This window comes from Pseudomonas hormoni, from assembly GCF_018502625.1.
In the GTDB taxonomy this organism is placed as follows: domain Bacteria; phylum Pseudomonadota; class Gammaproteobacteria; order Pseudomonadales; family Pseudomonadaceae; genus Aquipseudomonas; species Aquipseudomonas hormoni.
On sequence record NZ_CP075566.1, the window covers coordinates 3,381,095 to 3,405,412 of the forward strand.

The following is a 24,318-nucleotide window of genomic DNA, read 5'->3' on the forward strand; positions in this document are numbered from 1 at the left end:
CTAACGCAAATGAAAACGTGAACCCTGAGGGGCTGAATGGTTCCATCGAATCGTCGTCGACCTCGCAAAATGCAGGATGCACGATGGCCATTCATGCAGATTGCACGAAAGTAAAAATCAGCCTAAAAATTATCTTATTGATTTATAACAGTTTTTTAAGAAATCAGGTGCTGGCACAATCACTGCAACTACCTCTGCATGCTTGCCATTCAAGCGCTTACGGAGCTGATAGACATGAGCCTGATCCAAGAAAAATTTTCGTCCCTGTTTTCCAACTTCGAAGTCACCACTCAGCCACGTCCTGACGGTGGCATTTTGCTCACCTTGCGCAGCACCGAAGGCCGGGTGTTCAAACGCTCGATTTCCTACCAGCAATTGCATGCCGGTGATCAGCTGTCGTGGGTGATCAGCGCTATCCGTCGCGACCTGGCTGAACAGGCGAGCGAACTGCCGCAGATTTCCATGCTGCAGAGCCAGCAGCGGTTTGCACTGCCCACTTATCATTCGGCGTAAATCTTTTTAACGCTGCAAACAAACAGGCCGTGAAAGCTCTCGCTTCACGGCCTGAGTTGTTTTTGAAACTGCACCCATCCCCTGTAGGAGCGAAGCTTGCTCGCGAAGGCGGCGTGTCAGGCGATATCAATGTTGTCTGACACGCCGCTTTCGCGAGCAAGCTTCGCTCCTACAGGGGATGTGTTTCGACAGTTAGAAAGTTGAAGGATCGATCCGCGCAAAGCTGTCGACAGTCACATGCCCTGCCAACTCCCCGCCCTCTCTCGCCAGCCCGCAGGTCGCCATACCCGCCGTGCGCGCCGCATCCAGCTCTTCGACGATATCGGACAGAAACAGAATCTGCGCCGCTTCAAGGCCAATCGCCTGAGTAATGCGCTGATAAGACTGCGCTTCACGCTTGGGCCCCGACGTGGTGTCGAAATAGTCGCTGAACAGCGGCGACAAATCCCCCGCCTCCGAGCAGCCGAAAATCAATTTCTGCGCCTGAATCGAACCGGAGGAGTAAACAAACAGTTTGAAACCTTCCTGATGCCAGCGTTTCAGCGCTTCGACGGCGTCCGGGTACACGTGGCCTTTCAACTGCCCGGCCTGATAGCCCTGCTCCCAGACCATGCCTTGCAAGGCCTTGAGCGGCGTGGCTTTGCGGTCTTCGGCGATCCAGCCCAGGAGGATCTCGATAATGCGCTCGACGTCCGCGTCCGGCTCATTGTTGTCCCGGCGAACGGCGGCCAGTTGCTCGGCGACATCGGCGCGCGTGGCGTGTTGGCGAACGAAGTCCGGCAGGTGTTTGGCGGCATATGGAAACAGCACGTCGAACACAAAACTCACCGCGCTGGTGGTGCCTTCGATGTCGGTGAGAATCGCTTTGATCGGCATCGGCTCAGTCCTCCAGACGCGGGAAACGGCTGGCGATGTCTTCGCCGGTGAAATTGGCCACCCAGCCTTCAGGATTGTTGAACAGACGAATGGCGACGAAATGCGGATGCTCGCCCATGTCGAACCAGTGCGGCGTGCCGGCCGGCACCGAGATCAGGTCGTTCTTCTCGCACAGCACGGCGTACACGTAATCGTCGATGTGCAGGGTGAACAAGCCACGGCCGGCGACGAAAAATCTTACTTCGTCTTCGCCATGACGGTGTTCGTCGAGGAACTTGGCGCGCAGTTCGGCTTTTTGCGGGTGGTCGCTGTTCAGGCTGATCACATCGACGGTGATGTAGCCGCGCTCGGTCATGAGTTTGTCGATTTGCTCCTGATACGCGGCGATCACCTCTTCCTGGCTGGCGCCCGGCTGGATTTTCGCCGCCGCTTGCCAGCGGTCGAAGCGCACGCCCTGCTCGGCCAGGGTCGAGGCAATGTCTTCGAAATGGGTCAGCACCTTGTTCGGAATATCAGGGCTTGAGACGTGGTAGACGGACAGGCTGCTCATCAGGGCAACTCCTTAACGGTTCAAGAGTGAGCGCGTCTTCAACTCGCACTCGAACAAAAATTCAAAGGCCTCGATCTGCCGCAGCGCATCGCTCATGCGCGCACCCCAGGTGTAGAGGCCATGACCGCGGATCAGATAGCCGACGCAATCGGGATGGGCGTCCAGCCAAGGCTGCACCTCGGCGGCGAGACGCGCAATGTCCTGATCGTTGTCGAAAATCGGCACACGCACCCGGGATTCGTGGGTGGATACGCCGCTGAAGGCTTTCTGCAGTTCGTAGTCTTCGAACTCGATGAAATCTTCCGGCGTCAGGCGCGACAGCACGGTGGCGTTCACCGAATGGGTGTGCAGCACCGCGCCGATTTCCGGGCGCCAGCTGTAGAGCTGAGTGTGCAGCAAGGTTTCGGCGGACGGTTTCTTGCCCGGCTCCAGGCTGTTGCCCGACAGATCCGTGGCCAGCACATCGTCGAGGCCCAACTGGCCCTTGTGCTTGCCGGACACGGTCAGCAAGGCTTCGGTCGGCGACAGACGGGTCGAATAATTGCTGCTGGTGGCCGGCGACCAGCCGCGGCCATACAGAAAACGCCCGGCGTCGATGATTTCCTGGGCGAGGTGTTCACGGGTAAGGCTCATGGCCTGTCCTCTTGCATACGTGTGGCAATGATAACGGCAGCGGCGAAGGCTGCGAGACTGGCAATACTAAAGGTGAACATGGCCCCGAGGGCATTCCAGCTGTAGCCGGAGTACAACGCGCCCAGTGCGCCACCGGTGCCGGCCAGCGCGGCGTACAACGCCTGGCCCTGCCCTTGCTGGCGCGCACCGAAGCTACGTTGCACGAATTGGATGGCAGCTGCGTGAAAACTGCCGAATGTCGCGGCGTGCAGCACTTGGGCAAACAGCAGCACCCAGACAAATTCGGCAAACGAACCCAACAACAACCAGCGCAGCGCCGCCAGCAGAAAACTCGCCAGCAGCACCCGGCGCACCGAGAAGCGCGCAAGGATCTTGCTCATGGCCAGAAACATCAAGACTTCGGCGACTACGCCGAGCGCCCAGAGCATGCCGATCAAGCCACGGCTGTAACCCAATCGCTCAAGGTGCAAGGTCAGGAAGGTGTAATACGGGCCGTGGCTCATCTGCATCAGCGCCACACAACCGTAAAACGCCAATACGCCGGGGTTGCGCAATTGCCTGAGGAAGCCGTCACCGGCAATCCGTTCGCCCTGAACCGGTTGGGCATTCGGCACCCACAGGCTGCTGACCACGATCCCGGCCATGATCAGCACCAGCGCCACCGGGTAAATGTCGAGGCTGAGCCATTCGAACAAGCGCCCCAGCGCCACCACGGTGATGATGAAACCGATGGAGCCCCACAAACGAATCTGGCTGTAGCGCTGCGTCTGGCCCTTCAAATGCGCGAGGGTGATGACTTCGAACTGCGGCAACACCGCATGCCAGAAAAACGCATGCAACGCCATGACCATCGCCAGCCAGGCGTAGGACTTGCTGACGAAAATCAGCGAAAACGTCAGCAACGTGCAGACCGCGCCGAAACGCACGATGGCCAGGCGCCGGCCGGTGTAGTCACCGAGCCAGCCCCAGATGTTCGGCGCGACACAACGCATCAGCATCGGGATTGCCACCAGCTCGCCGATGCGCGCGCTGGAAAAACCCAGGTGATCGAAGTACAGCGCCAGAAACGGCGCTGTCGAACCGAGCAAGGCGAAATAGAACAGATAGAAACTGGAGAGCCGCCAGTACGGCAGCGCCGCCACGGTCATCAGACCGCAGCGACTGAGAGGTCAGCCATTAAAGCTGACCCAGCACCGGCGTGCTCACGCGCACATCGGCGTTCTGCCCGCGGTGACGCAGCAGGTGATCCATCAGCACGATGGCCATCATCGCTTCGGCAATCGGCGTGGCGCGGATGCCGACGCATGGGTCATGGCGACCTTTGGTGACGACTTCCACCGGGTTGCCATGGATGTCGATGGAACGGCCCGGCGTGGTGATGCTGGAGGTCGGCTTCAACGCGAGGTGCGCGACGATCGGTTGACCGGACGAGATACCGCCCAAAATGCCACCCGCGTTGTTGCTGAGGAAACCTTCCGGGGTCATTTCATCGCGGTGCTCGGTGCCGCGCTGGGAAACACTGGCGAAACCGGCGCCGATTTCCACGCCTTTGACCGCGTTGATGCTCATCAGCGCATGGGCCAGTTCGGCGTCGAGACGGTCGAAGATCGGCTCGCCGAGGCCCGGCATCACGCCTTCGGCGACAACGGTGATCTTCGCGCCGACCGAATCCTGGTCGCGGCGCAGCTGGTCCATATAGGCTTCCAGCTCCGGCACTTTGTCCGGGTCTGGGCTGAAGAACGCGTTCTCTTCCACCGAATCCCAGGTCTTGAACGGGATTTCGATCGGGCCGAGCTGGCTCATGTAACCGCGAATGACGATGCCCTGGGTGGCCAGGTATTTCTTGGCAATCGCGCCGGCCGCCACGCGCATGGCGGTTTCCCGCGCCGAGCTGCGACCACCGCCGCGGTAATCGCGTTCGCCGTACTTGTGGTGATAGGTATAGTCGGCGTGGGCCGGACGGAACAGATCCTTGATCGCCGAGTAGTCCTTGGACTTCTGGTCGGTGTTGCGGATCAACAAGCCGATCGAGCAACCGGTGGTGCGGCCTTCGAAAATTCCGGAGAGGATTTCCACCTCGTCCGCTTCCTGGCGCTGGGTGGTGTGGCGGCTGGTGCCGGGCTTGCGGCGGTCGAGGTCGCGCTGCAAATCCTCCAGGGAAATCTCCAGCCCCGGCGGGCAGCCGTCGACAATGGCGACCAACGCCGGACCATGGCTTTCGCCTGCGGTGGTGACAGTGAACAGCTTGCCGTAGGTATTGCCGGACATGCAGGACGCTCCGTGAAATGAACCTGAATACGTAATGCGCGCCAGTATACGCAGGCTACCCAAGTAGTTCATCCTCGAACCTTATGGGTGCCCGCGAGTCCAACCGGCACCTTTGTGAATGATGGCGTGATGATGCTGCGAGTTTTAGCCTTGAGCCTTACTTTGTTTACCGGCTTTGTGCAGGCCACTGTCCTGCAACGGCCGATCACGCTGGATACCGGCACCGGAGAGCTTTTCGGCTCGTTGTTGCTGCCAAAATCAGACAAACCCGTGCCGGTTGTCCTGATCATTTCCGGTTCCGGTCCTACGGATCGTGACGGAAACAACCCGGACGGTGGGCGCAACGACAGCCTCAAGCGCCTCGCCTGGGTGCTGGCCAAGCACAACATCGCCAGCGTGCGTTACGACAAGCGCGGCGTGGCGGCCAGCCTGGCAGCGACCCCGGACGAACGCAATCTGTCGGTGGAGGCCTATGTGGCCGACGCCGAAGCCTGGGGGCAGAAGCTCAAAACCGATCCGCGTTTCGGCCAACTGATTCTGCTGGGCCACAGCGAAGGCGCGCTGATTGCCAGCCTCGCGGCGCCGAGCGTCGATGCCGCGGCGGTGATTTCCATGTCCGGCAGCGCCCGGCCGATCGATCAGGTGTTGCGCCAGCAACTGAGCAATCGCCTGCCGCCGCCGCTGATGCTGCGCAGCAATGAACTGCTCGACAGCCTCAAGGCCGGGAAAACCGACGACAACGTGCCGCCGCAGTTGCAGGTGATTTTCCGCCCGAGTGTGCAGCCGTATCTGATTTCGCTGTTCCGCCAGGACCCGGCGGCGGCGTTTGCCAAACTGAAAATGCCGGCGTTGATCATTCAGGGCAGCAACGACATTCAGGTCGGTGTCGATGACGCCCGGCTGCTCAAGGCCGCCAAACCCGATGCCGAACTGGCGCTGATCGATGGCATGAACCACGTCATGCGCATCGTACCCAACGACGTCAAACGGCAATTGGCCTCTTATAAGGATTCGCAATTGCCATTGGCTGCCGAGCTGGGTGCGCGAATCCTGGGATTTATTGACGGACTTCGCTCCAGTTGAGCGCTTTTGCCCTCCAGTCCTGAAAAAAACGGCCGATAAGCCTTTGTCGCCAGCGTTATGACTGGCGACGAGCTGAGCTTGGACAGGATCTCGCCGTTATGACTGATACCCCGACTTCACCCGACACCACCGCTGAAAAAGACGCACCGCCAGCGGTCGAGCTGCCGTGGGCGGACGTCCACGTCGAGCACCACAAGATGCTCCGCCTGGCGCCGTTGCAGACCGATCGCAACACCGGCGGGCGGCCATTGCGCTTTGTCGAATTCGGCTATGCCGAACGCAACGACAAGCAACACAGCCTGTTGCGCATGACCATCTCCTTGCCCGGCCAGCGCGTGCGCAAAGAGCAGAATCACCTCGACGTGTGGGTCGATCACGCCACCAAACGCGTGCATTTCGGGCCAGACAGCGGTTTGCAGATCGAACCGATGAACCGTGGCATCGGGCGCTACATGGCGGCCCAGGGCATTACCTGGGCGAAAAAGCGCTGGCCCGGCTACACCGTCGACGGCACCGACCTGAACAACAAGGACGCGCTGAACGAAGACACGCGCCTGCGCCGCGATCATTTTCTGAAGGCGCACGGTTTTGAGGTGGCGTATGCCGACGCTCAGCATTTGAAGGGCAGCGTCAAAGAGGTGCAGGTCGGCGACCTGTTGGCCGACTGGAATACCGAAAAGCTGCAACAGGTGGAAATTCTCGAAGCGGCGCAGATGCTCCAGCAGGCTGAACAGAACCTGGCCGAGCAGGAAGTGAAGCTGAAGAAGCACGAGGAAAAGGTCAGCAAGTACAAGCGTGAAGACGCGGGACTGCGTTTCACCATTACGTGCCTGGTAGCGTTTGCGGTGTTTCAGGCGGGGTTGTTGATCTGGATTGCTACACACCGGTAATCAGTGTCGAACCCAATTGTGGCGAGGGAGCTTGCTCCCGCTGGGCTGCGAAGCAGCCCTCAAACCTGAAACCACATTCCTGCAGTTAAACCGCGGTCGCCTGTTTTGCGACCGCTTCGCGCTCGAGCGGGAGCAAGCTCCCTCACCACAATGATCGGGGTCAGACGCGGGACGCGAACAACGCCTGATGCTCGCGGCACTGCTGCGCCGTCAACATGAACACGCCATGGCCGCCGCGCTCGAAATCGAGCCAGGCGAAGTCGACTTCCGGGTACAACGCGTCAACGTGAACCTGGCTGTTGCCCACTTCGACAATCAGCAAGCCCTTCTCGGTCAGATGATCCGCCGCTTCGGCGAGCATGCGGCGCACCAGGTTCAAACCATCATCGCCACAGGCCAGGCCCAACTCGGGCTCGTGCTGGTATTCCTGCGGCATGTCGGCGAAATCTTCGGCATCGACGTAAGGCGGGTTCGACACGATCAGGTCGAAACGCTGCCCCGGCAAACCGTCGAAACCATCGCCCTGAACCGTGTACACACGCTCATCGGCGCCATGACGCTCAATGTTCTTGTTGGCCACCTCCAGCGCTTCGAACGACAGGTCGGCCAGCACCACTTCGGCGTTCTGGAACTCATAGGCACAAGCGATACCAATGCAACCGGAGCCGGTGCACAGGTCGAGAATCCGCGCAGGTTCGGCGCCGAGCCACGGCTCGAAACGCTTTTCGATCAGCTCGCCAATCGGTGAACGCGGGATCAACACACGCTCGTCGACAATGAACGACATGCCGCAGAACCAGGCCTCGCCCAGCAGGTAAGCGGTCGGGATGCGTTCTTCGATACGGCGCTTGAGCATGCGCTGCAGTTTGACTACCTCGCCCTCTTCGAGGTTGCAGTCGAGGTAACTGTCAGCAATTTCCCACGGCAGGTGCAACGCGCCCAACACCAGTTGACGGGCTTCGTCCCAGGCGTTGTCGGTCCCATGGCCGAAAAACAGATCCTCCCCATGGAAGTGGCTGACGGCCCAACGGATATGGTCGCGCAGGGTACGAAGGCGGGAAGTGATCACGGGGGCAAACTCCAGAAAAAACGACTGGCGATTCTACCAGCCAAAACGCGTTACGACGACGCAGGAAAAACACCGGCCCAGATGTATGACACTTCCATTTTTTGCGCTGGCTATTGAACAAAACGAGTATCTTGACAACGCTGCGGGCCAGCAACGACGGCCCCTGCGATGGTAGCGATTCACAGAAGCGCTCAGCCAGAGGACAATGTCGCAAAAGCCCCACCCGAAGGAGCCCCAGAATGTCCGTTCCAAAAACGATGTTTCAACTCAGCGGCCGCGGTTATGCAGCAGCCAATCTGAGCCATGCGACCCTTGTCATCATCGATGCCCAGAAAGAATACCTCAGCGGCCCCCTGGCGCTGGTCGGCATGGATGCTGCCGTCGCGAACATCAAGCAACTGGTGAGCGCTGCCCGCGCAGCCGGTCGGCCCATCGTGCATGTGCGCCACCTCGGTACCGTCGGCGGGTTGTTCGACCCGCAAGGCGAACGCGGTGAGTTCATCCCGGGCCTGGAACCACAGGCAGACGAAACCATCATCGGCAAACTGCTGCCGAGTGCGTTTCACGGCACCGAACTGCTGGAGCGCCTGCAGAATCTTGGTTCACTGGACCTGATCGTGTGCGGTTTCATGAGCCATTCCAGCGTCAGCACCACTGTGCGCGCCGCGAAAAACCTGGGTTTTCGTTGCACCTTGGTTGAAGACGCTTGCGCAACCCGCGATTTGCCTTACAAGGGCGGTGTGCTGAGCGCAGACCACGTTCAACAGACCGAAATGGCGATCATGGCGGACAACTTCGCCACCCTCGCCCTGACCCACGATCTGATCTGAATGACGCTTGATGAGCGGTTCATGCCGCCGCTCATCCGCAAAAGCCTCTCATTAGCTGTAAATGTCATAGCCTCAGGAACATCCCGGTCAACTCCCGGTCGAAGGGCCGATACCCATTGAGGAAGGTCGGAATGAAGTTATCCGATGGTTTTGACGCACGCCGCTTGCGGCCCAAAGGCCAAAGCAACTGGCGTTTTCGATTCGGCGCAGCGTTCGCTGCTCTGCTGGCAACCTGCGGTGTGTTGCTGGCCATGGCCGGCGCCGCCAGCCTGCTGGGACGCCCGCCGGCACTCGGCGAGCTGAACGCCAGCCCGCTGGGCTCGGCCATCATTCTGGCGGTCGGCCTGTTTCTGCTCTACCTGGGCGTTTGGCTGTGGCGTCGCTGCCGTCGCCGTGCTCGCCAGTCGCGAGAGCTGAACATGTCCCCGCATCTGATGAAAAAACACGACTGAATTGACGGCCTGGCGTTTTAGCAGGCCCCAATTGTTATCGATCGTGTCTCGACTTGGGTAAACTGGCCGCCCTTCGCGGAGGCTGACATGCAAGACGACGATTTTTCCCTGTTCAAAAGCGCGATCCAAGGCGTCAAGCCGATCAAGCACGACCGCGCCGAAACCGGCAAACCCAAGGCTGACCGCGCGCAGATCGCCAAGCTGCGTCAAGCTGCCACCGTGCGCACCGATGCCACCACCGTTGACGGTCTGTCCGATCAGTTCGTGATCGACGTCGGCCCGGAAGACGAGCTGATGTGGGCGCGCGACGGCGTGCAGGAAAGCCAGATGCGCAAGCTCAAGATCGGCCAGATCCCGTTCGAAGGCAGCCTCGACCTGCACGGCATGAGCGTGGAGAAGGCCCGGGAAACCCTCTGGGCCTTCCTGGCCGAAGCGACCAAATTCGAAATCCGCTGCGTGCGCGTCACCCACGGCAAAGCCGTGCGCCTGGACGGCAAGCGGCCAATGATCAAAAGCCACGTCAACACCTGGCTGCGCCAGCACTCACAGGTGCTTGGCTTCACTTCGTGCCAGGCCAAACATGGCGGCGCCGGTGCGGTGTATGTGATGCTCAAACGCACCATGATGGAAGGTCGCGACGAGTAAAGCTGTTGCGTCAAGCTTGCAGCGCCGTGTTTGCCACCGTACCCTTGCCCTTTGCGTAAAATCCCACAGGTAGTTTCATGTCCCTGGAACAGAATTACACCGCGATTCTCGGCCAACTGGGCGAGGACGTCTCCCGCGAGGGCCTGCTCGACACGCCAAAGCGTGCCGCCAAAGCCATGCAGTACCTCTGCCGCGGTTATGAACAGACACTTGAAGAAGTCACCAACGGTGCCTTGTTCAGCTCTGACAACAGCGAAATGGTGCTGGTGAAAGACATCGAGCTGTACTCGTTGTGCGAACACCACCTGCTGCCGTTCATCGGCAAGGCCCACGTCGCCTACATCCCGAGCGGCAAGGTGCTGGGGCTGTCGAAAGTCGCGCGGATCGTCGATATGTACGCCCGCCGCCTGCAGATCCAGGAAAACCTCAGCCGCCAGATCGCCGATGCGGTCCAGCAAGTCACCGGCGCCCTGGGCGTTGCGGTGGTGATCGAGGCCAAGCACATGTGCATGATGATGCGCGGTGTGGAAAAGCAGAATTCGTCGATGATCACCTCGGTGATGCTGGGTGAGTTCCGCGAAAACGCCGCCACTCGCAGCGAATTCCTCAGCCTGATCAAATAATTTGCAACACGAAGAAAACCGGCATTCATCGCCGGTTTTTTTTCGCCTGTGAAAAATCAGGTAAGCTGCGCGCCTTCTTTCGCCCCGTGAGGCTTGTACCGTGTTCGTTAAAGCGCTTCGTGTCGGCCTTGGCCAACTGATCATCTTCATCGACTTCATCACCCGCCCGGGCAAGAAGCAGCGCCCCTCCGCTGCTCAGGCTCAGGTCGAAACGGCCGCCAAAGGCCTGACCCTGTATCAGTTCCACGCCTGCCCGTTCTGCGTGAAAACCCGCCGCACCTTGCGCCGCTTGAACGTGCCGGTGGCGCTGCGTGATGCGAAGAATAACGAGCAGGATCGCCAGACGCTGCTGGAACAGGGTGGCAAGATCAAGGTGCCTTGCCTGCGTATTGAAGAGAATGGCCAGACCACGTGGATGTATGAGTCCAAGGTGATTATTGATTATCTGGATAAGCGTTTCGCGGCGGCCTGAGGTTGTTGTGGTGTAATTGATGGCCTCTTCGCGGGCAAGCCTCGCTCCTACAGGAGAACGCGGATTCCTGTAGGAGCGAGGCTTGCCCGCGAATGCGTCCGCCCTAACACCACAAAATCCAGACAAAAATAAACCGGCCCAATGGCCGGTTTATTTGTTTCTGCCCTCCCCTCAGGCCGCTTTCGCAGCCTGCGCCTGACGCACCACCGCCGCCAATCGCTTCAACCCTTCATCCAGCCGCACCGGATCGATATGGCTGAAGTTCAGGCGTAGATGCCCCGGATGTTTGTCCGGCTCAGGGAAAAACGGCTCACCCGGCATGAACGCAACATCCGCCGCCAACGCCGCTTTGAGCAACGTCCGCGTATCCAGCGGTTGCTTCAACGTCAGCCAGAAAAACAGCCCACCCTGCGGCACGTTCCAATCGGCCAAATCAGAAAAATGGGTTTCCAGCGCCGACTGAAATGCGTCCCGCCGAACGCGGTAGAAGTCCCGCAATTCACTCAGGTGATGCTGAAATTTCTCTGTGCCGATCCATTGCAGCGCCTGCCACTGGCCGACCCGATTGGTGTGCAGGTCAGCCGATTGCTTGAGCTTCAGCAAGTGCGGAAACAGGTCCGGGCTGGCAATCAGGTAACCGACGCGCAACCCCGGCAACAAGGTTTTCGACACGGTGCCGGTGTAGATCCAGCTGGCCTTTTTCAAACGACTGACAATCGGCGTGGCGCAGCCTCCGTCGAAAGTCAGCTCGCGGTAAGGCTCGTCTTCGATCAGGGTGACGCCGAACTCATCCAGCAAGGCGGCCACAGCGTCGCGCTTGGCTTCGCTGTAGCGCACGGCCGACGGGTTCTGGAAGGTCGGGATCAGGTAGATGAACCCCGGGCGGTGTTTTTCCAGGCGTACACGCAGTTGCGTCAGGTTCGGACCATCAGCCTCCAGCGGGACGGTGATGCAGTCGGCGCCGAATAGCTGAAAGATCTGCAATGCCGCGAGATAAGTCGGCGCTTCAAGCAGGATCTCGGTGCCTTTGTCGATGTAGAGCTTCGCTGCCAGATCGAGGGTTTGCTGGGAACCGCTGACCACCAGCACCTGGCTCGCCTCACACGGCACACCCAGTGCTCGTGCCTCCGCCGCCAGCGCTTCACGCAGCGCTGGCTCGCCTTCGCTCATGCCGTATTGGCCCATGGACAGCGGCATGTCGGCCCACTCGACCTTCGGCAGCATGGCTTCGGCCGGCAGGCCGCCTGCGAACGACATCACTTCCGGCCGTTGGGCCGCCGCAAGGATTTCACGGATCAGAGAACTTTTAAGGCGCGAGACACGTTCGGAAAAAGCCATGGGGGTCACCGGTAGCGAGGCCTGAGGAAAATGAGTCAAACTGGTTGACCGAAATTACGACAACCCGAACGGATACGTCAATATGCTTGACCTTAAAAATCCCGCCTCCCAACAGCAGGCCATGGAAGCGTTTTTCTTCGGCTATCAGGCGTTCACTGCCAAGGCCGACGAAATGCTCGAGCGTCGCGGCTTGAGCCGGATGCATCAACGCATCGTGTTTTTCATTGCCCGTTACCCGAACCTGAGCGTCAAGGAATTGCTGGCGTTGCTGGGTGTGAGCAAGCAGGCGTTGAACATTCCACTGCGCCAGTTGGTGGAAATGCATTTGGTGAACAGCGTCGCCTCGGAGGCGGACAAGCGCAAGCGCTTGCTGGAACTGACCGTGGACGGCGCACGGTTCGAACAGTCGTTGCGGCGTGAGCAGGTGAAATTGCTGGAGCGGGTGTTTGCCGAGGCTGGGGAGGTGGCGGTGAATGGGTGGTTGGCGGTGAATCTCGCGTTAGGGGAAGTAACAAGAATTGACCGGGACGACGCCTGACTGTGGCGAGGGAGCTTGCTCCCGCTCGGCTGCGCAGCAGTCGTAAAGAACGATAACGCCGCAATGCCTGAAAAATTACCAGCGCCTGAGTCGGGCCGCTGCGCGCCCCAGCGGGAGCAAGCTCCCTCGCCACAAAAAGCTCGCTGCACATTACATTTCTTATCCATATACCCCGCCTGCCATTTTTTTCGTCTACAAAATCAAAAACATTATTTGCATTATTTGTATACAAAAGCATAATCCACTGCGTGCGAGTTCCTGACCAAGCGGTCAACAAATTCGCGAATGCCTCAAAGGGCCGCTGCCACCCTCATGGGTCCGGCCCTGGAAATAACAATAAAACTCTTGAGGAGTACTCGCTGTGGAAAGCCGCAAATCCGAAGCCTCGACGCTGGAACTCTCGCCGCCGTTACGCACTGGCTGGCTGGAGCGCATCTTCAAACTCAGCTTGCATGGCACCACGGTGAAGACCGAGCTGATTGCCGGTCTGACAACCTTTATCACCATGGCTTACATCATCTTCGTCAACCCCAACATCATGGCTGACGCCGGGATTGATCACGGCGCTGCGTTCGTCGCCACCTGCATCGCCGCCGCGCTGGGCTGCCTGTTGATGGGTCTGTACGCCAACTGGCCGGTCGGCCTGGCACCGGGCATGGGCTTGAACGCTTTCTTCACCTACACCGTGGTCGGCACTATGGGCTACAACTGGGAAACCGCCCTTGGCGCGGTGTTTGTTTCCGGCGTGTTGTTCATGTTCCTGACCTTTTCCCGGATCCGTGAATGGCTACTCAACAGCATTCCGGTGAGCCTGCGCTTTGCGATGGGCGCGGGGGTCGGTCTGTTTCTCGGGCTGATCGGCTTGAAAACCGCCGGTATCGTCGTCGATAGCCCGGCCACCCTGATCAAGCTTGGCTCGTTGCGCGAACCCGGCCCGCTGCTGGCCGCCATCTGTTTCCTGATGATCGCCATGCTCAGCTACCACAAGGTTTTCGGTGCGATCCTCATCAGCATCATCACCGTGACGCTGGCTGGTTGGGGCCTGGGCCTGGTGCATTACGAAGGGATCATGTCGGCACCGCCGAGCCTGGCCCCGACCTGGATGGCCATGAACGTCGCCGGCGTGTTCAACGTCAGCATGATCAGCGTGGTGCTGGCCTTCCTCTTCGTGCACATGTTCGACACCGCCGGCACCCTGATGGGCGTCGCCCAGCGCGCCAACCTGGTGAACGCGGACGGGCGGATCGAAAACCTTTCCCGTGCCATGAAAGCCGATAGCGCCTCCAGCGTATTCGGGGCGGTGGTCGGTGTTCCGCCAGTCACCAGCTACGTTGAAAGTGCCGCGGGTGTCGCCGCGGGTGGTCGGACTGGTCTTACCGCAGTGACCGTAGGTGTGCTATTTATTGCAGCGATGTTTTTCGCACCGCTGGCTGGCATGATCCCCGCCTATGCCACCGCCGGCGCGCTGATTTATGTAGCAATGCTGATGATGGGCGGCATGGCGCACATCGAGTGGGACGAAGCGACCGACAGCATTCCGGCGATCGTCACCGCGATCATGATGCCGCTGACCTTCTCGGTCGCCGACGGAATCGCGCTGGGCTTCATCACCTACGTGGCGCTGAAGGCCGGCACCGGTAAGTACAAGGAAATTTCCGTCAGTCTGTGGGTGCTTTGCGCGATCTTCATCGCCAAGTTCATTTTCTTGTAAGCCTTCTACGTTTCAAAAACAGTGTTTCAAAACAGCCTCACCCCGTCGGGTGGGGCTTTTGCACAAATGGAGGCAAGTGATGAGTCTGGAAACCTGGCTGCTGTTCAGCGGCGCTGCGCTGGTGGTGATCCTGATCCCGGGGCCCCTGTCTTTGCTAATGATCAGCAACAGTCTGAATTACGGTTTGCGTCGTTCTTACCCGGCGTTTCTGGGTGGCGTATTTGCTTCGATCTGTTTGCTCAGCGCGTCGGCCCTGGGTTTGGGCGCGTTGTTGCTGGCGTCGGAACAGCTGTTCAGCGCGCTGAAAATCGTCGGTGCGTTGTACCTGTTCTACCTCGCCTGGCAGAGCTGGCAGCAATCGCGCCAGCCATCGGTAGGCGCCGAAGTGCCTCAGGCTGCTGCGGCACCACGCTTTCGTGCCCTATTCGGGCGCGCCTTTGTTTTGGGTGCGAGCAATCCTAAAGACATTCTGTTCTTCGCCGCTTTCCTGCCGCAGTTCTTGAACGCTGAGCAACCGTTCCTGCCGCAGTTGCTGGTGATGATTGCCACCTGGACCGTGCTGGATCTGCTGTGCAAACTGGCTTACGGATTGGGTGCGCATGGCGCGGCGCGGTATTTGCGCAGTGGCAAGGGCCAGAGCTGGTTTAACCGGGTGAGTGCGGGGTTGTTCAGTGGTGCGGGTGCGGTTTCATTGCTGAGCCGCTAAAGGCAAAAGCATCGCTAGCAGGCTAGCTCCCACAGGGGGATTTGTTGAACGCCGCAAATCCAGTGTGGGAGCTAGCCTGCTTGCGATTACGTCTGCACGGACGCCACATTTCTCCAGACGAAAAAAAGCCCGCAGTGTGAGCGGGCGAAAGACCAAAGAAGCTATATGCGCAGTCGCTTCTCGGAGGAGACAGCTGCTTGGGGGATCAGCTGCCGCGGTACGTGGAATAGCTGTAGGGCGAAATCAGCAGCGGCACATGGTAGTGATCCTGTTCTGCAGAGATGCCAAACCGCAGCACCACCACGTCCAGGAACGCAGGCTCCGGCAGCTGAACGCCACGGGCGCGGTAGTAATCGCCCGCATGAAACTGAAGCTGATAGACCCCGGTGCGATAGTCATCGCCCTGCAGCAACGGTGCATCGACACGGCCATCGCTGTTGGTCATCGCACTGGCGACCAATTCCAGTTGCGAACCTTCAACGCGGTACAGCTCGACCTTGATCGAGCTGCCCGGGCAACCGTGTGCAGCGTCCAAAACGTGTGTAGTCAAACGTCCCATTGATTCTGCGTGCCTGCCTGCGTGGAGCAGTCAGACCTCGCGCCTCCCGAAGTCAGTTGAAAAGGAGACCGCACCGATTCGGAGCACGAAAAGCTGCGGCGAGCGACTGATTAAGACACTTTTCATAAAAATTGTACACAATAAAAACGACATTTTTAGCGCTACCGCCACCATTCGGGATTTGCCAACGAATCCGTCGGCAAACTATACGATCCAAGGACCTTCCATCCATTAGCTGACCAATCAGGCAGGTTTCTTGCAATAACATGTGAAGATGACAGCCGATGAAAAATGCGAAAATTCAGGCTTACAAAGTGGATATAAAGTTGTATACAATCAGCCCATCGCTGTGACGCCAGCCTGACTTCCCACTTGCAGGCACGCCACACAAACTGTCAACGAATAAGAAGGAAGACTGCAGTGAGCGCTGACTACCCACGCGACCTGATCGGTTACGGCAGTAACCCTCCTCACCCACACTGGCCGGGCAATGCCCGCATCGCCCTGTCCTTCGTCCTGAATTACGAAGAAGGCGGCGAGCGCAACATCCTGCACGGCGATAAAGAATCCGAAGCCTTCCTTTCTGAAATGGTCTCGGCGCAGCCGCTGCAAGGCGAGCGCAACATGAGCATGGAATCCCTTTACGAGTATGGCAGCCGCGCTGGCGTCTGGCGGGTTCTGAAACTGTTCAAGGAATTCGACATTCCGCTGACCATCTTCGCCGTGGCCATGGCCGCCCAGCGCCACCCGGACGTGATCCGCGCGATGGTCGATGCCGGCCACGAAATCTGCAGCCACGGCTACCGCTGGATCGACTACCAGTACATGGACGAAGCGCAGGAACGCGAGCACATGCTCGAAGCGATCCGCGTCCTCACAGAAATTACCGGCGAGCGCCCACTGGGCTGGTACACCGGCCGCACCGGTCCGAACACCCGCCGGCTAGTAATGGAAGAAGGCGGTTTCCTCTACGACAGCGACACCTACGACGACGACCTGCCCTACTGGGAACCGAACAACCCGACCGGCAAGCCGCACCTAGTGATCCCGTACACGCTGGACACCAACGACATGCGTTTCACCCAGGTCCAGGGGTTCAACAAGGGTGACGATTTCTTCGAATACCTCAAAGACGCGTTCGACGTGCTCTACGCCGAAGGCGCCGAAGCACCGAAGATGTTGTCGATCGGCCTGCACTGCCGCCTGATCGGCCGTCCGGCGCGCCTGGCCTCGCTCAAGCGCTTTATCGAATACGCTAAAAGTCATGAACAGGTGTGGTTCAGCCGTCGCGTCGACATCGCTCGCCACTGGCACGAAACCCACCCGTACCAAGGGGCTGCGAAATGAGCCACTTCCAGACACTGAAACCCTCGACCCTGAGCCGCGACGCATTTGTCGCCGCTTTCGCCGACATCTACGAACATTCGCCATGGGTGGCCGAGAAGGCCTTCGACCTGGGCCAGGACGCCTCGATCGACGAGATCGAAACCCTGCACCAGCGCATGAGCGACATCCTGTTGAGTGCTGATCACGAAAGCCAATTGGCCCTGATCAATGCTCACCCGGACCTGGCCGGCAAAGCTGCCGTTCAGGGCCAACTGACCGAAGCCAGCACCAATGAACAGGCTGGCGCCGGTATTCACCAATGCACGGCCGAAGAGTTTTCTCGCTTCACCGAGCTGAACGACGCCTACAAAGCCAAGTTCAAGTTTCCCTTCATCATGGCGGTAAAAGGCAGCAACCGGCATCAGATCCTCGCAGCGTTCGAAACGCGCATTCACAACTCGGCAGACACCGAATTCAAATGCGCGCTGGCGGAGATCAACAAGATCGCTCTGTTCCGATTACTGACCCTATAGCGACCTTGGCCCGAGCGACACTGAACGCATACATCGCCCAGGGCCCTGAGAGCATCCCAAGCCAACTAATTAAAGGCAGACAAGAAGAATGAAAGCTTACGCCGTACCTTTCGAGAAGTTCGTCAACCTGGCCGACGCCCGCCTGGGCACCAAAATCATCTCGGTCACCGATGACTGGTTCGCAGACGCCAACCGTCTGTTCCAACCGACCCCGGCCGTGTGGAAGGAGGGCGTGTTCGATGACAACGGCAAGTGGATGGACGGCTGGGAGTCGCGCCGCAAGCGCTTCGAAGGCTACGACAGCGCCGTGATCCGCCTCGGCGTACCGGGCTCGATCAAAGGCGTGGACATCGACACTTCATTCTTCACCGGCAACTTCCCGCCGTCGGCTTCGCTGGAAGCCTGCTTCCTCGCCTCGGGCGAGCCGGACGAAAACACCCAGTGGACTGAAGTGCTGTCGGCCGTCGAGCTGCAAGGCAACAGCCACCACTATCACGAAATCAGCAACGATCAGGCCTTCAGCCACCTGCGCTTCAACATCTACCCGGATGGTGGCGTGGCCCGTCTGCGTGTGTACGGTATTCCGTTCCGCGACTGGTCCGCTGTCGGCGACAACGAGCAGGTTGACCTGGCCGCAGCCCTCAACGGTGGCCGCGCCCTCGCCTGCTCCGACGAACACTTCGGTCGCATGAGCAACATCCTCAACCCGGGCCGTGGCATCAATATGGGCGATGGCTGGGAAACGGCGCGTCGTCGTACGCCGGGCAATGACTGGGTGATCGTCGCGCTGGGTCATGCCGGCGAGATCGAGAAAGTCATCGTCGACACCCTGCACTTCAAGGGCAACTACCCGGACACATGCTCCATCCAGGGCGCGTTCGTCAAGGGCGGCACCGACAGCCAGATCGAAACTCAATCGCTGTTCTGGCGTGAACTGTTGCCGGCGCAGAAACTGGAAATGCACGCCGAACACACCTTCGCCGAGCAGATCAAGGCGCTGGGCCCGATTACCCACATCCGCCTGAACGTGTTCCCGGACGGTGGTGTGAGCCGCCTGCGCGTATTGGGCAAGGTCGCTAAATAAACGGTGAACCCAATCGCTAGCAGGCTGGCTCCCATAGGGGAATGCATTCCAAATGTGGGAGCTAGCCTGCTTGCGATAGCAATAGAACCAACAACAAAGAATTCGGATAAAAACAGCATGCGCACACTGACGATTGAACCGCTGACCAAAGAAGCCTTCGCCCCTTTCGGTGACGTGATCGAAACCGACGGCAGCGATCACTTCATGATCAACAACGGTTCGACCATGCGCTTCCACAAACTGGCGACGGTGGAAACCGCCACGCCAGAGGACAAGGCGATCATCAGCATTTTCAGCGCCGACGCGCAGGACATGCCACTGACCGTCTGCATGCTGGAGCGTCACCCGCTGGGCAGCCAGGCTTTCATTCCGCTGCTCGGCAACCCTTTTCTGATCGTGGTCGCGCCCCTTGGCGATGAACCTGTATCAGGCTTGGTCCGCGCCTTCGTCACCAACGGCAGGCAGGGCATTAATTACCATCGCGGCGTTTGGCACCATCCGGTGCTGACGATCGAAAAGCGGGATGACTTCCTGGTGGTTGATCGCAGTGGCACAGGCAATAACTGCGATGAGCATTTTTTCAAAGAGGATGAGCGTTTGATCCTCGCCCCCCACCAATAAGAGAAGGTCTGATCACTCGACAACAGAGTGACAGGCGAGAGGTAAAGACTGTGGAAGCACATCTGTTGGAATGGCTGAACCTGAGCGTGCGCTGGGTTCACATGATTACTGGCGTGGCCTGGATCGGTGCGTCGTTCTATTTCGTCTGGCTGGAGAACAACCTCAATCGGGTCAACCCGAAAAGCGGTCTGGCCGGTGATTTGTGGGCGATCCACGGCGGCGGTATCTATCACCTGGAAAAATACAAACTGGCCCCACCGACCATGCCGGACAACCTGCACTGGTTCAAATGGGAAGCCTACTTCACCTGGATGTCGGGGATCGCGCTGCTGTGCGTGGTGTTCTACTCCAACCCGACGCTGTACCTGCTGGCACCGGGCAGCAGCCTGACCGGCCCTGAAGGGGTCGCACTGGGCATCGCTTCGTTGTTCGTCGGCTGGCTCGTCTACTCCTTCCTCTGCGACTCGGCGCTGGGCAAACGCCCTGCCCTGCTCGGCTTCATCCTGTTCGTGCTGATCATTGGCGCCGCTTACGGCTTCAGCAAGGTGTTCAGCGGTCGTGGTGCGTACCTGCACGTCGGCGCGATCATCGGCACCATCATGGTCGGCAACGTGTTCCGCATCATCATGCCGGCGCAGCGCGCACTGGTGGCGGCGATCGCCGAGAACCGCACGCCGGATCCGGCGCTGCCGGCCAAGGGCTTGCTGCGTTCGCGTCACAACAACTACTTCACCTTGCCGGTGCTGTTCATCATGATCAGCAACCACTTCCCGAGCACCTACGGCAGCCAGTACAACTGGCTGATCCTGGCCGGGATCGCGGTGCTGGCGGTGTTGGTGCGTCACTACTTCAACACCCGTCACGACAGCCACAAGTTCGCCTGGACCCTGCCCGTCGCAGCCGTAGGCATGATCTGCCTGGCTTACGTGACAGGCCCGGCGCAGATGCCGAGCGCACCGGAAGTAGCCAAGGCCCCTGGCACCATCGAGTACCAACCGCTGCCGGAAACTGCACTCGGTGGTGGTGCCAAACCTGCCGCTGCGAAACCTGCTGAAGCACCGGTCCAGGCGTCAAACGCCGGCCCGAGTTTCGACAAGGTCCACAGCGTGATCCAGGAACGTTGCTCGGTTTGCCATTCGGCCAAACCCACCAGCCCGCTGTTCAGCGCGGCACCGGCCGGGGTGATGTTCGATACCCCCGAGCAGATCCGCCAGAACGCGGCGCGCATCCAGGCGCAAGCCGTCACCAGCCAGATCATGCCACTGGGCAACATCACCCAGATGACCCAGCAGGAACGTGACCTGATCGGCGCGTGGATTGTTCAGGGAGCTCCGACCAACTAAGCAACACAAAAGCCTGTGAAAGCGGGCTTTTGTGGCGAGGGAGCTTGCTCCCGCTGGGTCGCGAAGCGGCCCCCCTTTCTATCTGGAAAGAAGGGGACTGCTGCGCAGTCCAGCGGGAGCAAGCTCCCTCGCCACAGGTCTCCCTGATACAAAAATCACAAGAATAAAAAAGATCCGAGGTGTTGCATGTCCGAGCTATCCGAAGCGCGCATCCCCGACGCACCCGCCATTCAGCGTTTGCCCCTTTTGCAACTGATCCTGGTCGGTCTGCAACATGTTTTGCTGATGTACGGCGGAGCCATCGCGGTGCCGCTGATCATCGGGCAGGCCGCAGGCCTGAGTCGTGAAGAAATCGCCTTCCTGATCAACGCCGACCTGCTGGTCGCCGGCATCGCCACCATCGTGCAATCGCTGGGCATCGGCCCGATGGGCATTCGCATGCCCGTGATGATGGGCGCCAGTTTCGCCGCGGTCGGCAGCATGGTCGCCATGGCCGGCATGCCGGGCATCGGTCTGCAAGGAATCTTCGGCGCGACCATCGCCGCCGGGTTCTTCGGCATGATCATCGCGCCGTTCATGTCCAAAGTCGTTCGGTTCTTCCCGCCGCTGGTGACCGGCACGGTCATCACCTCGATCGGATTATCGCTGTTCCCCGTGGCGGTTAATTGGGCGGGCGGCGGCGCTGGCGCCGCTCAATTCGGTTCACCGATTTACCTGGCCATCGCCGCGCTGGTGCTGGCCACCATCCTGTTGGTTCATCGCTTCATGCGCGGTTTCTGGGTCAACATTTCGGTGTTGATCGGCATGTGCCTCGGCTATGCGATCTGCGGTGTGATCGGCATGGTCGACCTCAGCGGCATGGCTCAGGCGCCCTGGCTGCAAATCGTCACCCCGCTGCACTTCGGTATGCCGAAGTTTGAACTCGCGCCGATTCTTTCGATGTGCCTGGTGGTCGTGATCATCTTCGTCGAGTCCACCGGGATGTTCCTCGCGCTGGGCAAAATCACCGGTCAGGAAGTCTGCCCGCGGATGCTGCGTCGCGGCCTGTTGTGTGATGCCGGCGCGTCGTTTTTCGCCGGGTTCTTCAACACCTTCACCCACTCCTCGTTCGCGCAGAACATCGGTCTGGTGCAGATGACCGGTGTGCGCTGCCGCTCAGTGACCATCGTCGCCGGCGGTTTGCTGATCGTGCTGAGTCTGCTGCCCAAAGCAGCGTTCCTGGTGGCCTCGATTCCCCCCGCCGTACTCGGTGGCGCTGCGATTGCGATGTTCGGCATGGTCGCCGCCACCGGGATCAAGATTCTTCAAGAGGCCGACATCGGTGACCGTCGCAACCAGTTGCTGGTGGCAGTGAGCATCGGCATGGGGCTGATTCCGGTGGTGCGTCCGGAGTTTTTTGCGCACCTGCCATTGTGGATGAGTCCGATCACGCACAGCGGAATTGCCATGGCCACCCTTAGCGCCCTGATGCTGAACCTGTTGTTCAACATTCTCGGCGGCGCCGAACGCGCGGCGATCAACGACTGCCACGCTCACTCGCACTGACAGGTAATTACACAGCCACCTGTAGGAGCGAGCTTGCTCACGAATGGGCCTTCAGCCTCAACATCTTTGTTGACTGACACACCGCTTTCGCGAGCAAGCCCGCTCCCACAGGTCAGGGCTGCCTGTGCCTCAAAAAATAAAAACAAGAGGGAGCAACAGATGATTCGGACTCATACAAACCTGCTGTTGGTCGGTGGCCTGCTGGCTGCCAGCCAAGCCATGGCCGGCGATTTATTGCTGTGGCAGACCAACAGCCTGAGCTATTTGTACGGAAAGAATTTCGCGATCAACCCGTCGATCCAGCAGACGGTGACGTTCGAGCACGCCGACAAATGGAAGTACGGCGACAACTTCCTGTTCGTCGACAAGATCTTCTACAACGGCGAGGAAGACCGCAACAAAGGCCCGCGCGCCTTCTACGGCGAGTTCAGCCCCCGCCTCTCCTTAGGCAAGATCCTCGACCGCCGCTTCGAATACGGCCCGATCAAGGACGTGCTGCTGGCCATGACCTATGAGTATGGCGAAGGCGACAGCGAGGCCTACCTGATCGGCCCCGGTTTCGACCTTGCAGTGCCGGGCTTCAACTATTTCACATTGAACTTCTATCGCCGCCAGACCGAAGGCCCGCGCCCCGGCGATGGTGTCTGGCAGATCACGCCCGCCTGGTCCTACAGCATTCCCTTGGGCAACTCGGACTTGTTGATCGATGGTTACATGGACTGGGTGGTGGATAACGATCAGAACGCTCGCGGCACTTACCACGCCAACCTGCACATCAATCCGCAGATCAAATATGACCTCGGCAAAGCGCTGGGCTGGAGTCAGAAACAGTTCTACGTCGGCACCGAATACAGCTACTGGAAGAACAAGTACGGCGTCGAAAACAGCGCCAGCCTCGACACCCACCAAAACACCGCCAGCCTGCTGGTGAAGGTGCACTTTTAAGATGGCCCGCAACCGTGCTTCAAACCTGTCGTCGGTGCGCTGTTGCGGGGCACTTGAGACCTGGCCAAGGAGTCAGTATTCTCCGCGGCCGCCCGAATCCGCTTTAAAAAAAAGCCCGGATTTAATTCCTGACCAGAAAGCCAACTTATCCCGGCCCTGGACGGTAACAAGGCATTCCAACCCCCCTCTCAATCGACTGCTCTTGAGTCGCCGAACGGGAGTTTTTTTGCTATTCGAAAGCCTTGGCGCAGCGCTTGCCAACAGCACTGAAGCTAACCGACTGGATGATTTTTTACTGCTACAGGAAAAGGCGCCACACCAGAGCGCCGATCTTAAAAAAACAACGTGGAACACCTACTTTTTGGGAGCAACCGAATGAAACGTACGTGCACTAGCCTGATGTTGGCGGGATCCTTGCTGGCCGGGGGCCAGGCCATGGCCGGCGACTTGCTGCAATGGCAGAACAACAGCCTGACTTACCTGTATGGCAAAGACTTCAAGGTCAATCCTGCGATTCAGCAGACCGTGACGTTCGAACACGCTGACGCCTGGAAGTACGGGGATAACTTCTTCTTCGTCGACAAGATCTTCTACAACGGCGACAAGGACTTCAACGTCGGCCCGAACACCTACTACGGTGAATTCCAGCCACGTATTTCCCTGGGCAAGGTGCTCGACCAGAAGATCGAATTCGGCCCGATCAAAGACGTCTTGCTGGCGATGACTTACGAGTTTGGCGAGGGCGATACAGAGTCCTACCTGATCGGCCCGGGTTTCGACCTGGCAATTCCCGGCTTCGACTACTTCCAGCTGAACTTCTACCAGCGTCATACCGAAGGCCCGCGCGCAGGTGACAACGTCTGGCAAATCACGCCAGTGTGGTCTTACACCATCCCGGTCGGCGATTCGAATATCCTGATCGACGGGTTCATGGACTGGGTAGTCGACAACGATTCCAACTCCAAAGGCGACTACCACGCCAACTTGCACTTCAACCCACAGGTTAAATATGACTTGGGTAAAGCGCTGAATTTTGGCGAGAAGCAGTTGTATGTCGGTGTGGAATACGACTACTGGAAGGACAAGTACGGGATCGACGATACCCGTGCGTTTACCACCAATCAGAATGTGACGAGTTTCCTGGTCAAGTTCCACTTCTGATCCG

The 24,318-nt window shown here is 59.2% G+C and carries 27 protein-coding genes and 1 pseudogene; 20 read left to right on the top strand and 8 right to left on the bottom strand.

What is annotated here, in order from left to right; translation table 11 throughout:
- Positions 1 to 234: 234 nt before the first annotated feature.
- Complete coding sequence (locus tag KJF94_RS15720; protein ID WP_214377239.1) at positions 235 to 513, top strand: DUF3509 domain-containing protein; 279 nt, start codon at positions 235 to 237, stop codon at positions 511 to 513.
- A gap of 192 nt (positions 514 to 705) precedes the next feature.
- Here the strand turns inward: KJF94_RS15720 and mtnC are convergent, their stop codons facing one another.
- Genes mtnC through aroC form a run of 5 tightly spaced genes read right to left on the bottom strand, consistent with a single transcriptional unit; the run spans position 706 to position 4,840 of the window.
- Entirely contained in the window at positions 706 to 1,389 is a 684-nt protein-coding gene (gene mtnC, locus KJF94_RS15725; RefSeq protein ID WP_214377240.1) for an acireductone synthase, read from the bottom strand.
- A 4-nt stretch (positions 1,390 to 1,393) separates the two neighbouring features.
- The gene (locus KJF94_RS15730; protein WP_034151296.1) at positions 1,394 to 1,939 is read right to left on the bottom strand and encodes a 1,2-dihydroxy-3-keto-5-methylthiopentene dioxygenase; all 546 of its coding nucleotides are present in this window, start codon (positions 1,937 to 1,939) and stop codon (positions 1,394 to 1,396) included.
- A gap of 12 nt (positions 1,940 to 1,951) precedes the next feature.
- On the bottom strand, positions 1,952 to 2,572 hold the full coding sequence (locus KJF94_RS15735) for a methylthioribulose 1-phosphate dehydratase (protein ID WP_214377241.1): 621 nt from the start codon (positions 2,570 to 2,572) through the stop codon (positions 1,952 to 1,954).
- Positions 2,569 to 3,720 (bottom strand): MFS transporter, encoded by a 1,152-nt coding sequence (locus tag KJF94_RS15740; RefSeq protein ID WP_214377242.1) that lies wholly within the window; start codon positions 3,718 to 3,720, stop codon positions 2,569 to 2,571. The genes KJF94_RS15735 and KJF94_RS15740 overlap by 4 nt, the downstream gene beginning before the upstream one ends.
- A gap of 28 nt (positions 3,721 to 3,748) precedes the next feature.
- Positions 3,749 to 4,840: a chorismate synthase gene (gene aroC / locus KJF94_RS15745; RefSeq protein ID WP_214377243.1), complete on the bottom strand. Its 1,092-nt coding sequence runs from the start codon at positions 4,838 to 4,840 to the stop codon at positions 3,749 to 3,751.
- A gap of 83 nt (positions 4,841 to 4,923) precedes the next feature.
- Between aroC and KJF94_RS15750 the strand changes: the two are divergent.
- Both KJF94_RS15750 and KJF94_RS15755 read left to right on the top strand, forming a co-directional pair.
- A pseudogene (locus tag KJF94_RS15750) lies at positions 4,924 to 5,923 on the top strand (alpha/beta hydrolase).
- A 98-nt stretch (positions 5,924 to 6,021) separates the two neighbouring features.
- Positions 6,022 to 6,813 carry a hypothetical protein gene (locus KJF94_RS15755; protein WP_214377245.1) on the top strand — a complete coding sequence of 264 codons (792 nt, stop codon included), beginning with the start codon at positions 6,022 to 6,024 and terminating at the stop codon, positions 6,811 to 6,813.
- 160 nt (positions 6,814 to 6,973) lie between these two features.
- Here the strand turns inward: KJF94_RS15755 and prmB are convergent, their stop codons facing one another.
- Positions 6,974 to 7,882 carry a 50S ribosomal protein L3 N(5)-glutamine methyltransferase gene (prmB, locus tag KJF94_RS15760; protein ID WP_214377246.1) on the bottom strand — a complete coding sequence of 303 codons (909 nt, stop codon included), beginning with the start codon at positions 7,880 to 7,882 and terminating at the stop codon, positions 6,974 to 6,976.
- Positions 7,883 to 8,121: 239 nt separating this feature from the next.
- On the opposite strand from prmB, the gene KJF94_RS15765 reads away from it, so the two are divergent.
- From KJF94_RS15765 to KJF94_RS15785, 5 genes are all read left to right on the top strand, one after another.
- Positions 8,122 to 8,712 carry a cysteine hydrolase family protein gene (locus KJF94_RS15765; RefSeq protein ID WP_084323850.1) on the top strand — a complete coding sequence of 197 codons (591 nt, stop codon included), beginning with the start codon at positions 8,122 to 8,124 and terminating at the stop codon, positions 8,710 to 8,712.
- A 131-nt stretch (positions 8,713 to 8,843) separates the two neighbouring features.
- On the top strand, positions 8,844 to 9,164 hold the full coding sequence (locus KJF94_RS15770) for a hypothetical protein (protein ID WP_017339763.1): 321 nt from the start codon (positions 8,844 to 8,846) through the stop codon (positions 9,162 to 9,164).
- Between the two features lie 87 nt (positions 9,165 to 9,251).
- Entirely contained in the window at positions 9,252 to 9,809 is a 558-nt protein-coding gene (locus tag KJF94_RS15775) for a Smr/MutS family protein (protein ID WP_008146127.1), read from the top strand.
- 77 nt (positions 9,810 to 9,886) lie between these two features.
- Positions 9,887 to 10,432, top strand: a complete 546-nt coding sequence (gene folE, locus KJF94_RS15780; RefSeq protein ID WP_003204506.1) for a GTP cyclohydrolase I FolE — start codon at positions 9,887 to 9,889, stop codon at positions 10,430 to 10,432.
- 100 nt (positions 10,433 to 10,532) lie between these two features.
- Positions 10,533 to 10,904 (top strand): glutathione S-transferase N-terminal domain-containing protein, encoded by a 372-nt coding sequence (locus KJF94_RS15785; protein WP_214377247.1) that lies wholly within the window; start codon positions 10,533 to 10,535, stop codon positions 10,902 to 10,904.
- A gap of 171 nt (positions 10,905 to 11,075) precedes the next feature.
- Here the strand turns inward: KJF94_RS15785 and KJF94_RS15790 are convergent, their stop codons facing one another.
- Entirely contained in the window at positions 11,076 to 12,242 is a 1,167-nt protein-coding gene (locus tag KJF94_RS15790) for an aminotransferase-like domain-containing protein (RefSeq protein ID WP_214377248.1), read from the bottom strand.
- Between the two features lie 82 nt (positions 12,243 to 12,324).
- On the opposite strand from KJF94_RS15790, the gene KJF94_RS15795 reads away from it, so the two are divergent.
- The 3 genes from KJF94_RS15795 to KJF94_RS15805 all read left to right on the top strand — a co-directional run bounded on the left by KJF94_RS15795 (position 12,325) and on the right by KJF94_RS15805 (position 15,197).
- Entirely contained in the window at positions 12,325 to 12,780 is a 456-nt protein-coding gene (locus KJF94_RS15795) for a MarR family winged helix-turn-helix transcriptional regulator (protein ID WP_214377249.1), read from the top strand.
- A gap of 361 nt (positions 12,781 to 13,141) precedes the next feature.
- Positions 13,142 to 14,491: an NCS2 family permease gene (locus KJF94_RS15800; RefSeq protein WP_214377250.1), complete on the top strand. Its 1,350-nt coding sequence runs from the start codon at positions 13,142 to 13,144 to the stop codon at positions 14,489 to 14,491.
- Positions 14,492 to 14,570: 79 nt separating this feature from the next.
- Positions 14,571 to 15,197: a LysE family translocator gene (locus KJF94_RS15805; protein ID WP_214377251.1), complete on the top strand. Its 627-nt coding sequence runs from the start codon at positions 14,571 to 14,573 to the stop codon at positions 15,195 to 15,197.
- A gap of 205 nt (positions 15,198 to 15,402) precedes the next feature.
- On the opposite strand, the gene uraH is transcribed toward KJF94_RS15805, so the two are convergent.
- Positions 15,403 to 15,756, bottom strand: coding sequence for a hydroxyisourate hydrolase (uraH, locus tag KJF94_RS15810; protein ID WP_214377252.1), 354 nt, complete (start codon positions 15,754 to 15,756; stop codon positions 15,403 to 15,405).
- A 420-nt stretch (positions 15,757 to 16,176) separates the two neighbouring features.
- On the opposite strand from uraH, the gene puuE reads away from it, so the two are divergent.
- From puuE to KJF94_RS15855, 9 genes are all read left to right on the top strand, one after another.
- Positions 16,177 to 17,103, top strand: a complete 927-nt coding sequence (puuE, locus tag KJF94_RS15815) for an allantoinase PuuE (RefSeq protein WP_017339773.1) — start codon at positions 16,177 to 16,179, stop codon at positions 17,101 to 17,103.
- Positions 17,100 to 17,615 (top strand): 2-oxo-4-hydroxy-4-carboxy-5-ureidoimidazoline decarboxylase, encoded by a 516-nt coding sequence (gene uraD, locus KJF94_RS15820; RefSeq protein WP_214377253.1) that lies wholly within the window; start codon positions 17,100 to 17,102, stop codon positions 17,613 to 17,615. The genes puuE and uraD overlap by 4 nt, the downstream gene beginning before the upstream one ends.
- An 88-nt stretch (positions 17,616 to 17,703) precedes the next feature.
- The gene (gene alc / locus KJF94_RS15825; protein WP_008146152.1) at positions 17,704 to 18,699 is read left to right on the top strand and encodes an allantoicase; all 996 of its coding nucleotides are present in this window, start codon (positions 17,704 to 17,706) and stop codon (positions 18,697 to 18,699) included.
- Between the two features lie 117 nt (positions 18,700 to 18,816).
- Positions 18,817 to 19,320 carry an ureidoglycolate lyase gene (locus KJF94_RS15830; RefSeq protein WP_214377254.1) on the top strand — a complete coding sequence of 168 codons (504 nt, stop codon included), beginning with the start codon at positions 18,817 to 18,819 and terminating at the stop codon, positions 19,318 to 19,320.
- 50 nt (positions 19,321 to 19,370) lie between these two features.
- Positions 19,371 to 20,663 (top strand): urate hydroxylase PuuD, encoded by a 1,293-nt coding sequence (locus tag KJF94_RS15835; RefSeq protein ID WP_214377255.1) that lies wholly within the window; start codon positions 19,371 to 19,373, stop codon positions 20,661 to 20,663.
- Positions 20,664 to 20,849: 186 nt separating this feature from the next.
- Positions 20,850 to 22,208, top strand: a complete 1,359-nt coding sequence (locus tag KJF94_RS15840) for a nucleobase:cation symporter-2 family protein (RefSeq protein WP_214377256.1) — start codon at positions 20,850 to 20,852, stop codon at positions 22,206 to 22,208.
- Positions 22,209 to 22,367: 159 nt separating this feature from the next.
- A complete protein-coding gene (locus KJF94_RS15845; RefSeq protein WP_214377257.1) occupies positions 22,368 to 23,153 on the top strand; it encodes an outer membrane protein OmpK in 786 nt (261 codons plus the stop codon).
- A 1-nt stretch (position 23,154) separates the two neighbouring features.
- Positions 23,155 to 23,532 carry a hypothetical protein gene (locus tag KJF94_RS15850; protein WP_214377258.1) on the top strand — a complete coding sequence of 126 codons (378 nt, stop codon included), beginning with the start codon at positions 23,155 to 23,157 and terminating at the stop codon, positions 23,530 to 23,532.
- Positions 23,529 to 24,314: an outer membrane protein OmpK gene (locus KJF94_RS15855; RefSeq protein WP_214377259.1), complete on the top strand. Its 786-nt coding sequence runs from the start codon at positions 23,529 to 23,531 to the stop codon at positions 24,312 to 24,314. The genes KJF94_RS15850 and KJF94_RS15855 overlap by 4 nt, the downstream gene beginning before the upstream one ends.
- Positions 24,315 to 24,318 lie beyond the last annotated feature (4 nt).

What these genes read in the sequence shown, in the direction of transcription:
- KJF94_RS15765 (WP_084323850.1), top strand. Translation starts at nt 8,122, where the DNA reads ATGTCCGTTCCAAAAACGATGTTTCAACTCAGCGGCCGCGGTTATGCA.
- KJF94_RS15735 (WP_214377241.1), bottom strand. Translation starts at nt 2,572, where the DNA reads ATGAGCCTTACCCGTGAACACCTCGCCCAGGAAATCATCGACGCCGGG.
- KJF94_RS15770 (WP_017339763.1), top strand. Translation starts at nt 8,844, where the DNA reads ATGAAGTTATCCGATGGTTTTGACGCACGCCGCTTGCGGCCCAAAGGC.
- KJF94_RS15740 (WP_214377242.1), bottom strand. Translation starts at nt 3,720, where the DNA reads ATGACCGTGGCGGCGCTGCCGTACTGGCGGCTCTCCAGTTTCTATCTG.
- KJF94_RS15840 (WP_214377256.1), top strand. Translation starts at nt 20,850, where the DNA reads ATGTCCGAGCTATCCGAAGCGCGCATCCCCGACGCACCCGCCATTCAG.
- aroC (WP_214377243.1), bottom strand. Translation starts at nt 4,840, where the DNA reads ATGTCCGGCAATACCTACGGCAAGCTGTTCACTGTCACCACCGCAGGC.
- KJF94_RS15805 (WP_214377251.1), top strand. Translation starts at nt 14,571, where the DNA reads ATGAGTCTGGAAACCTGGCTGCTGTTCAGCGGCGCTGCGCTGGTGGTG.
- mtnC (WP_214377240.1), bottom strand. Translation starts at nt 1,389, where the DNA reads ATGCCGATCAAAGCGATTCTCACCGACATCGAAGGCACCACCAGCGCG.
- KJF94_RS15795 (WP_214377249.1), top strand. Translation starts at nt 12,325, where the DNA reads ATGCTTGACCTTAAAAATCCCGCCTCCCAACAGCAGGCCATGGAAGCG.
- folE (WP_003204506.1), top strand. Translation starts at nt 9,887, where the DNA reads ATGTCCCTGGAACAGAATTACACCGCGATTCTCGGCCAACTGGGCGAG.
- KJF94_RS15720 (WP_214377239.1), top strand. Translation starts at nt 235, where the DNA reads ATGAGCCTGATCCAAGAAAAATTTTCGTCCCTGTTTTCCAACTTCGAA.
- KJF94_RS15850 (WP_214377258.1), top strand. Translation starts at nt 23,155, where the DNA reads ATGGCCCGCAACCGTGCTTCAAACCTGTCGTCGGTGCGCTGTTGCGGG.
- alc (WP_008146152.1), top strand. Translation starts at nt 17,704, where the DNA reads ATGAAAGCTTACGCCGTACCTTTCGAGAAGTTCGTCAACCTGGCCGAC.
- KJF94_RS15730 (WP_034151296.1), bottom strand. Translation starts at nt 1,939, where the DNA reads ATGAGCAGCCTGTCCGTCTACCACGTCTCAAGCCCTGATATTCCGAAC.
- KJF94_RS15845 (WP_214377257.1), top strand. Translation starts at nt 22,368, where the DNA reads ATGATTCGGACTCATACAAACCTGCTGTTGGTCGGTGGCCTGCTGGCT.
- KJF94_RS15790 (WP_214377248.1), bottom strand. Translation starts at nt 12,242, where the DNA reads ATGGCTTTTTCCGAACGTGTCTCGCGCCTTAAAAGTTCTCTGATCCGT.
- KJF94_RS15775 (WP_008146127.1), top strand. Translation starts at nt 9,252, where the DNA reads ATGCAAGACGACGATTTTTCCCTGTTCAAAAGCGCGATCCAAGGCGTC.
- KJF94_RS15755 (WP_214377245.1), top strand. Translation starts at nt 6,022, where the DNA reads ATGACTGATACCCCGACTTCACCCGACACCACCGCTGAAAAAGACGCA.
- uraD (WP_214377253.1), top strand. Translation starts at nt 17,100, where the DNA reads ATGAGCCACTTCCAGACACTGAAACCCTCGACCCTGAGCCGCGACGCA.
- KJF94_RS15830 (WP_214377254.1), top strand. Translation starts at nt 18,817, where the DNA reads ATGCGCACACTGACGATTGAACCGCTGACCAAAGAAGCCTTCGCCCCT.
- KJF94_RS15855 (WP_214377259.1), top strand. Translation starts at nt 23,529, where the DNA reads ATGAAACGTACGTGCACTAGCCTGATGTTGGCGGGATCCTTGCTGGCC.
- uraH (WP_214377252.1), bottom strand. Translation starts at nt 15,756, where the DNA reads ATGGGACGTTTGACTACACACGTTTTGGACGCTGCACACGGTTGCCCG.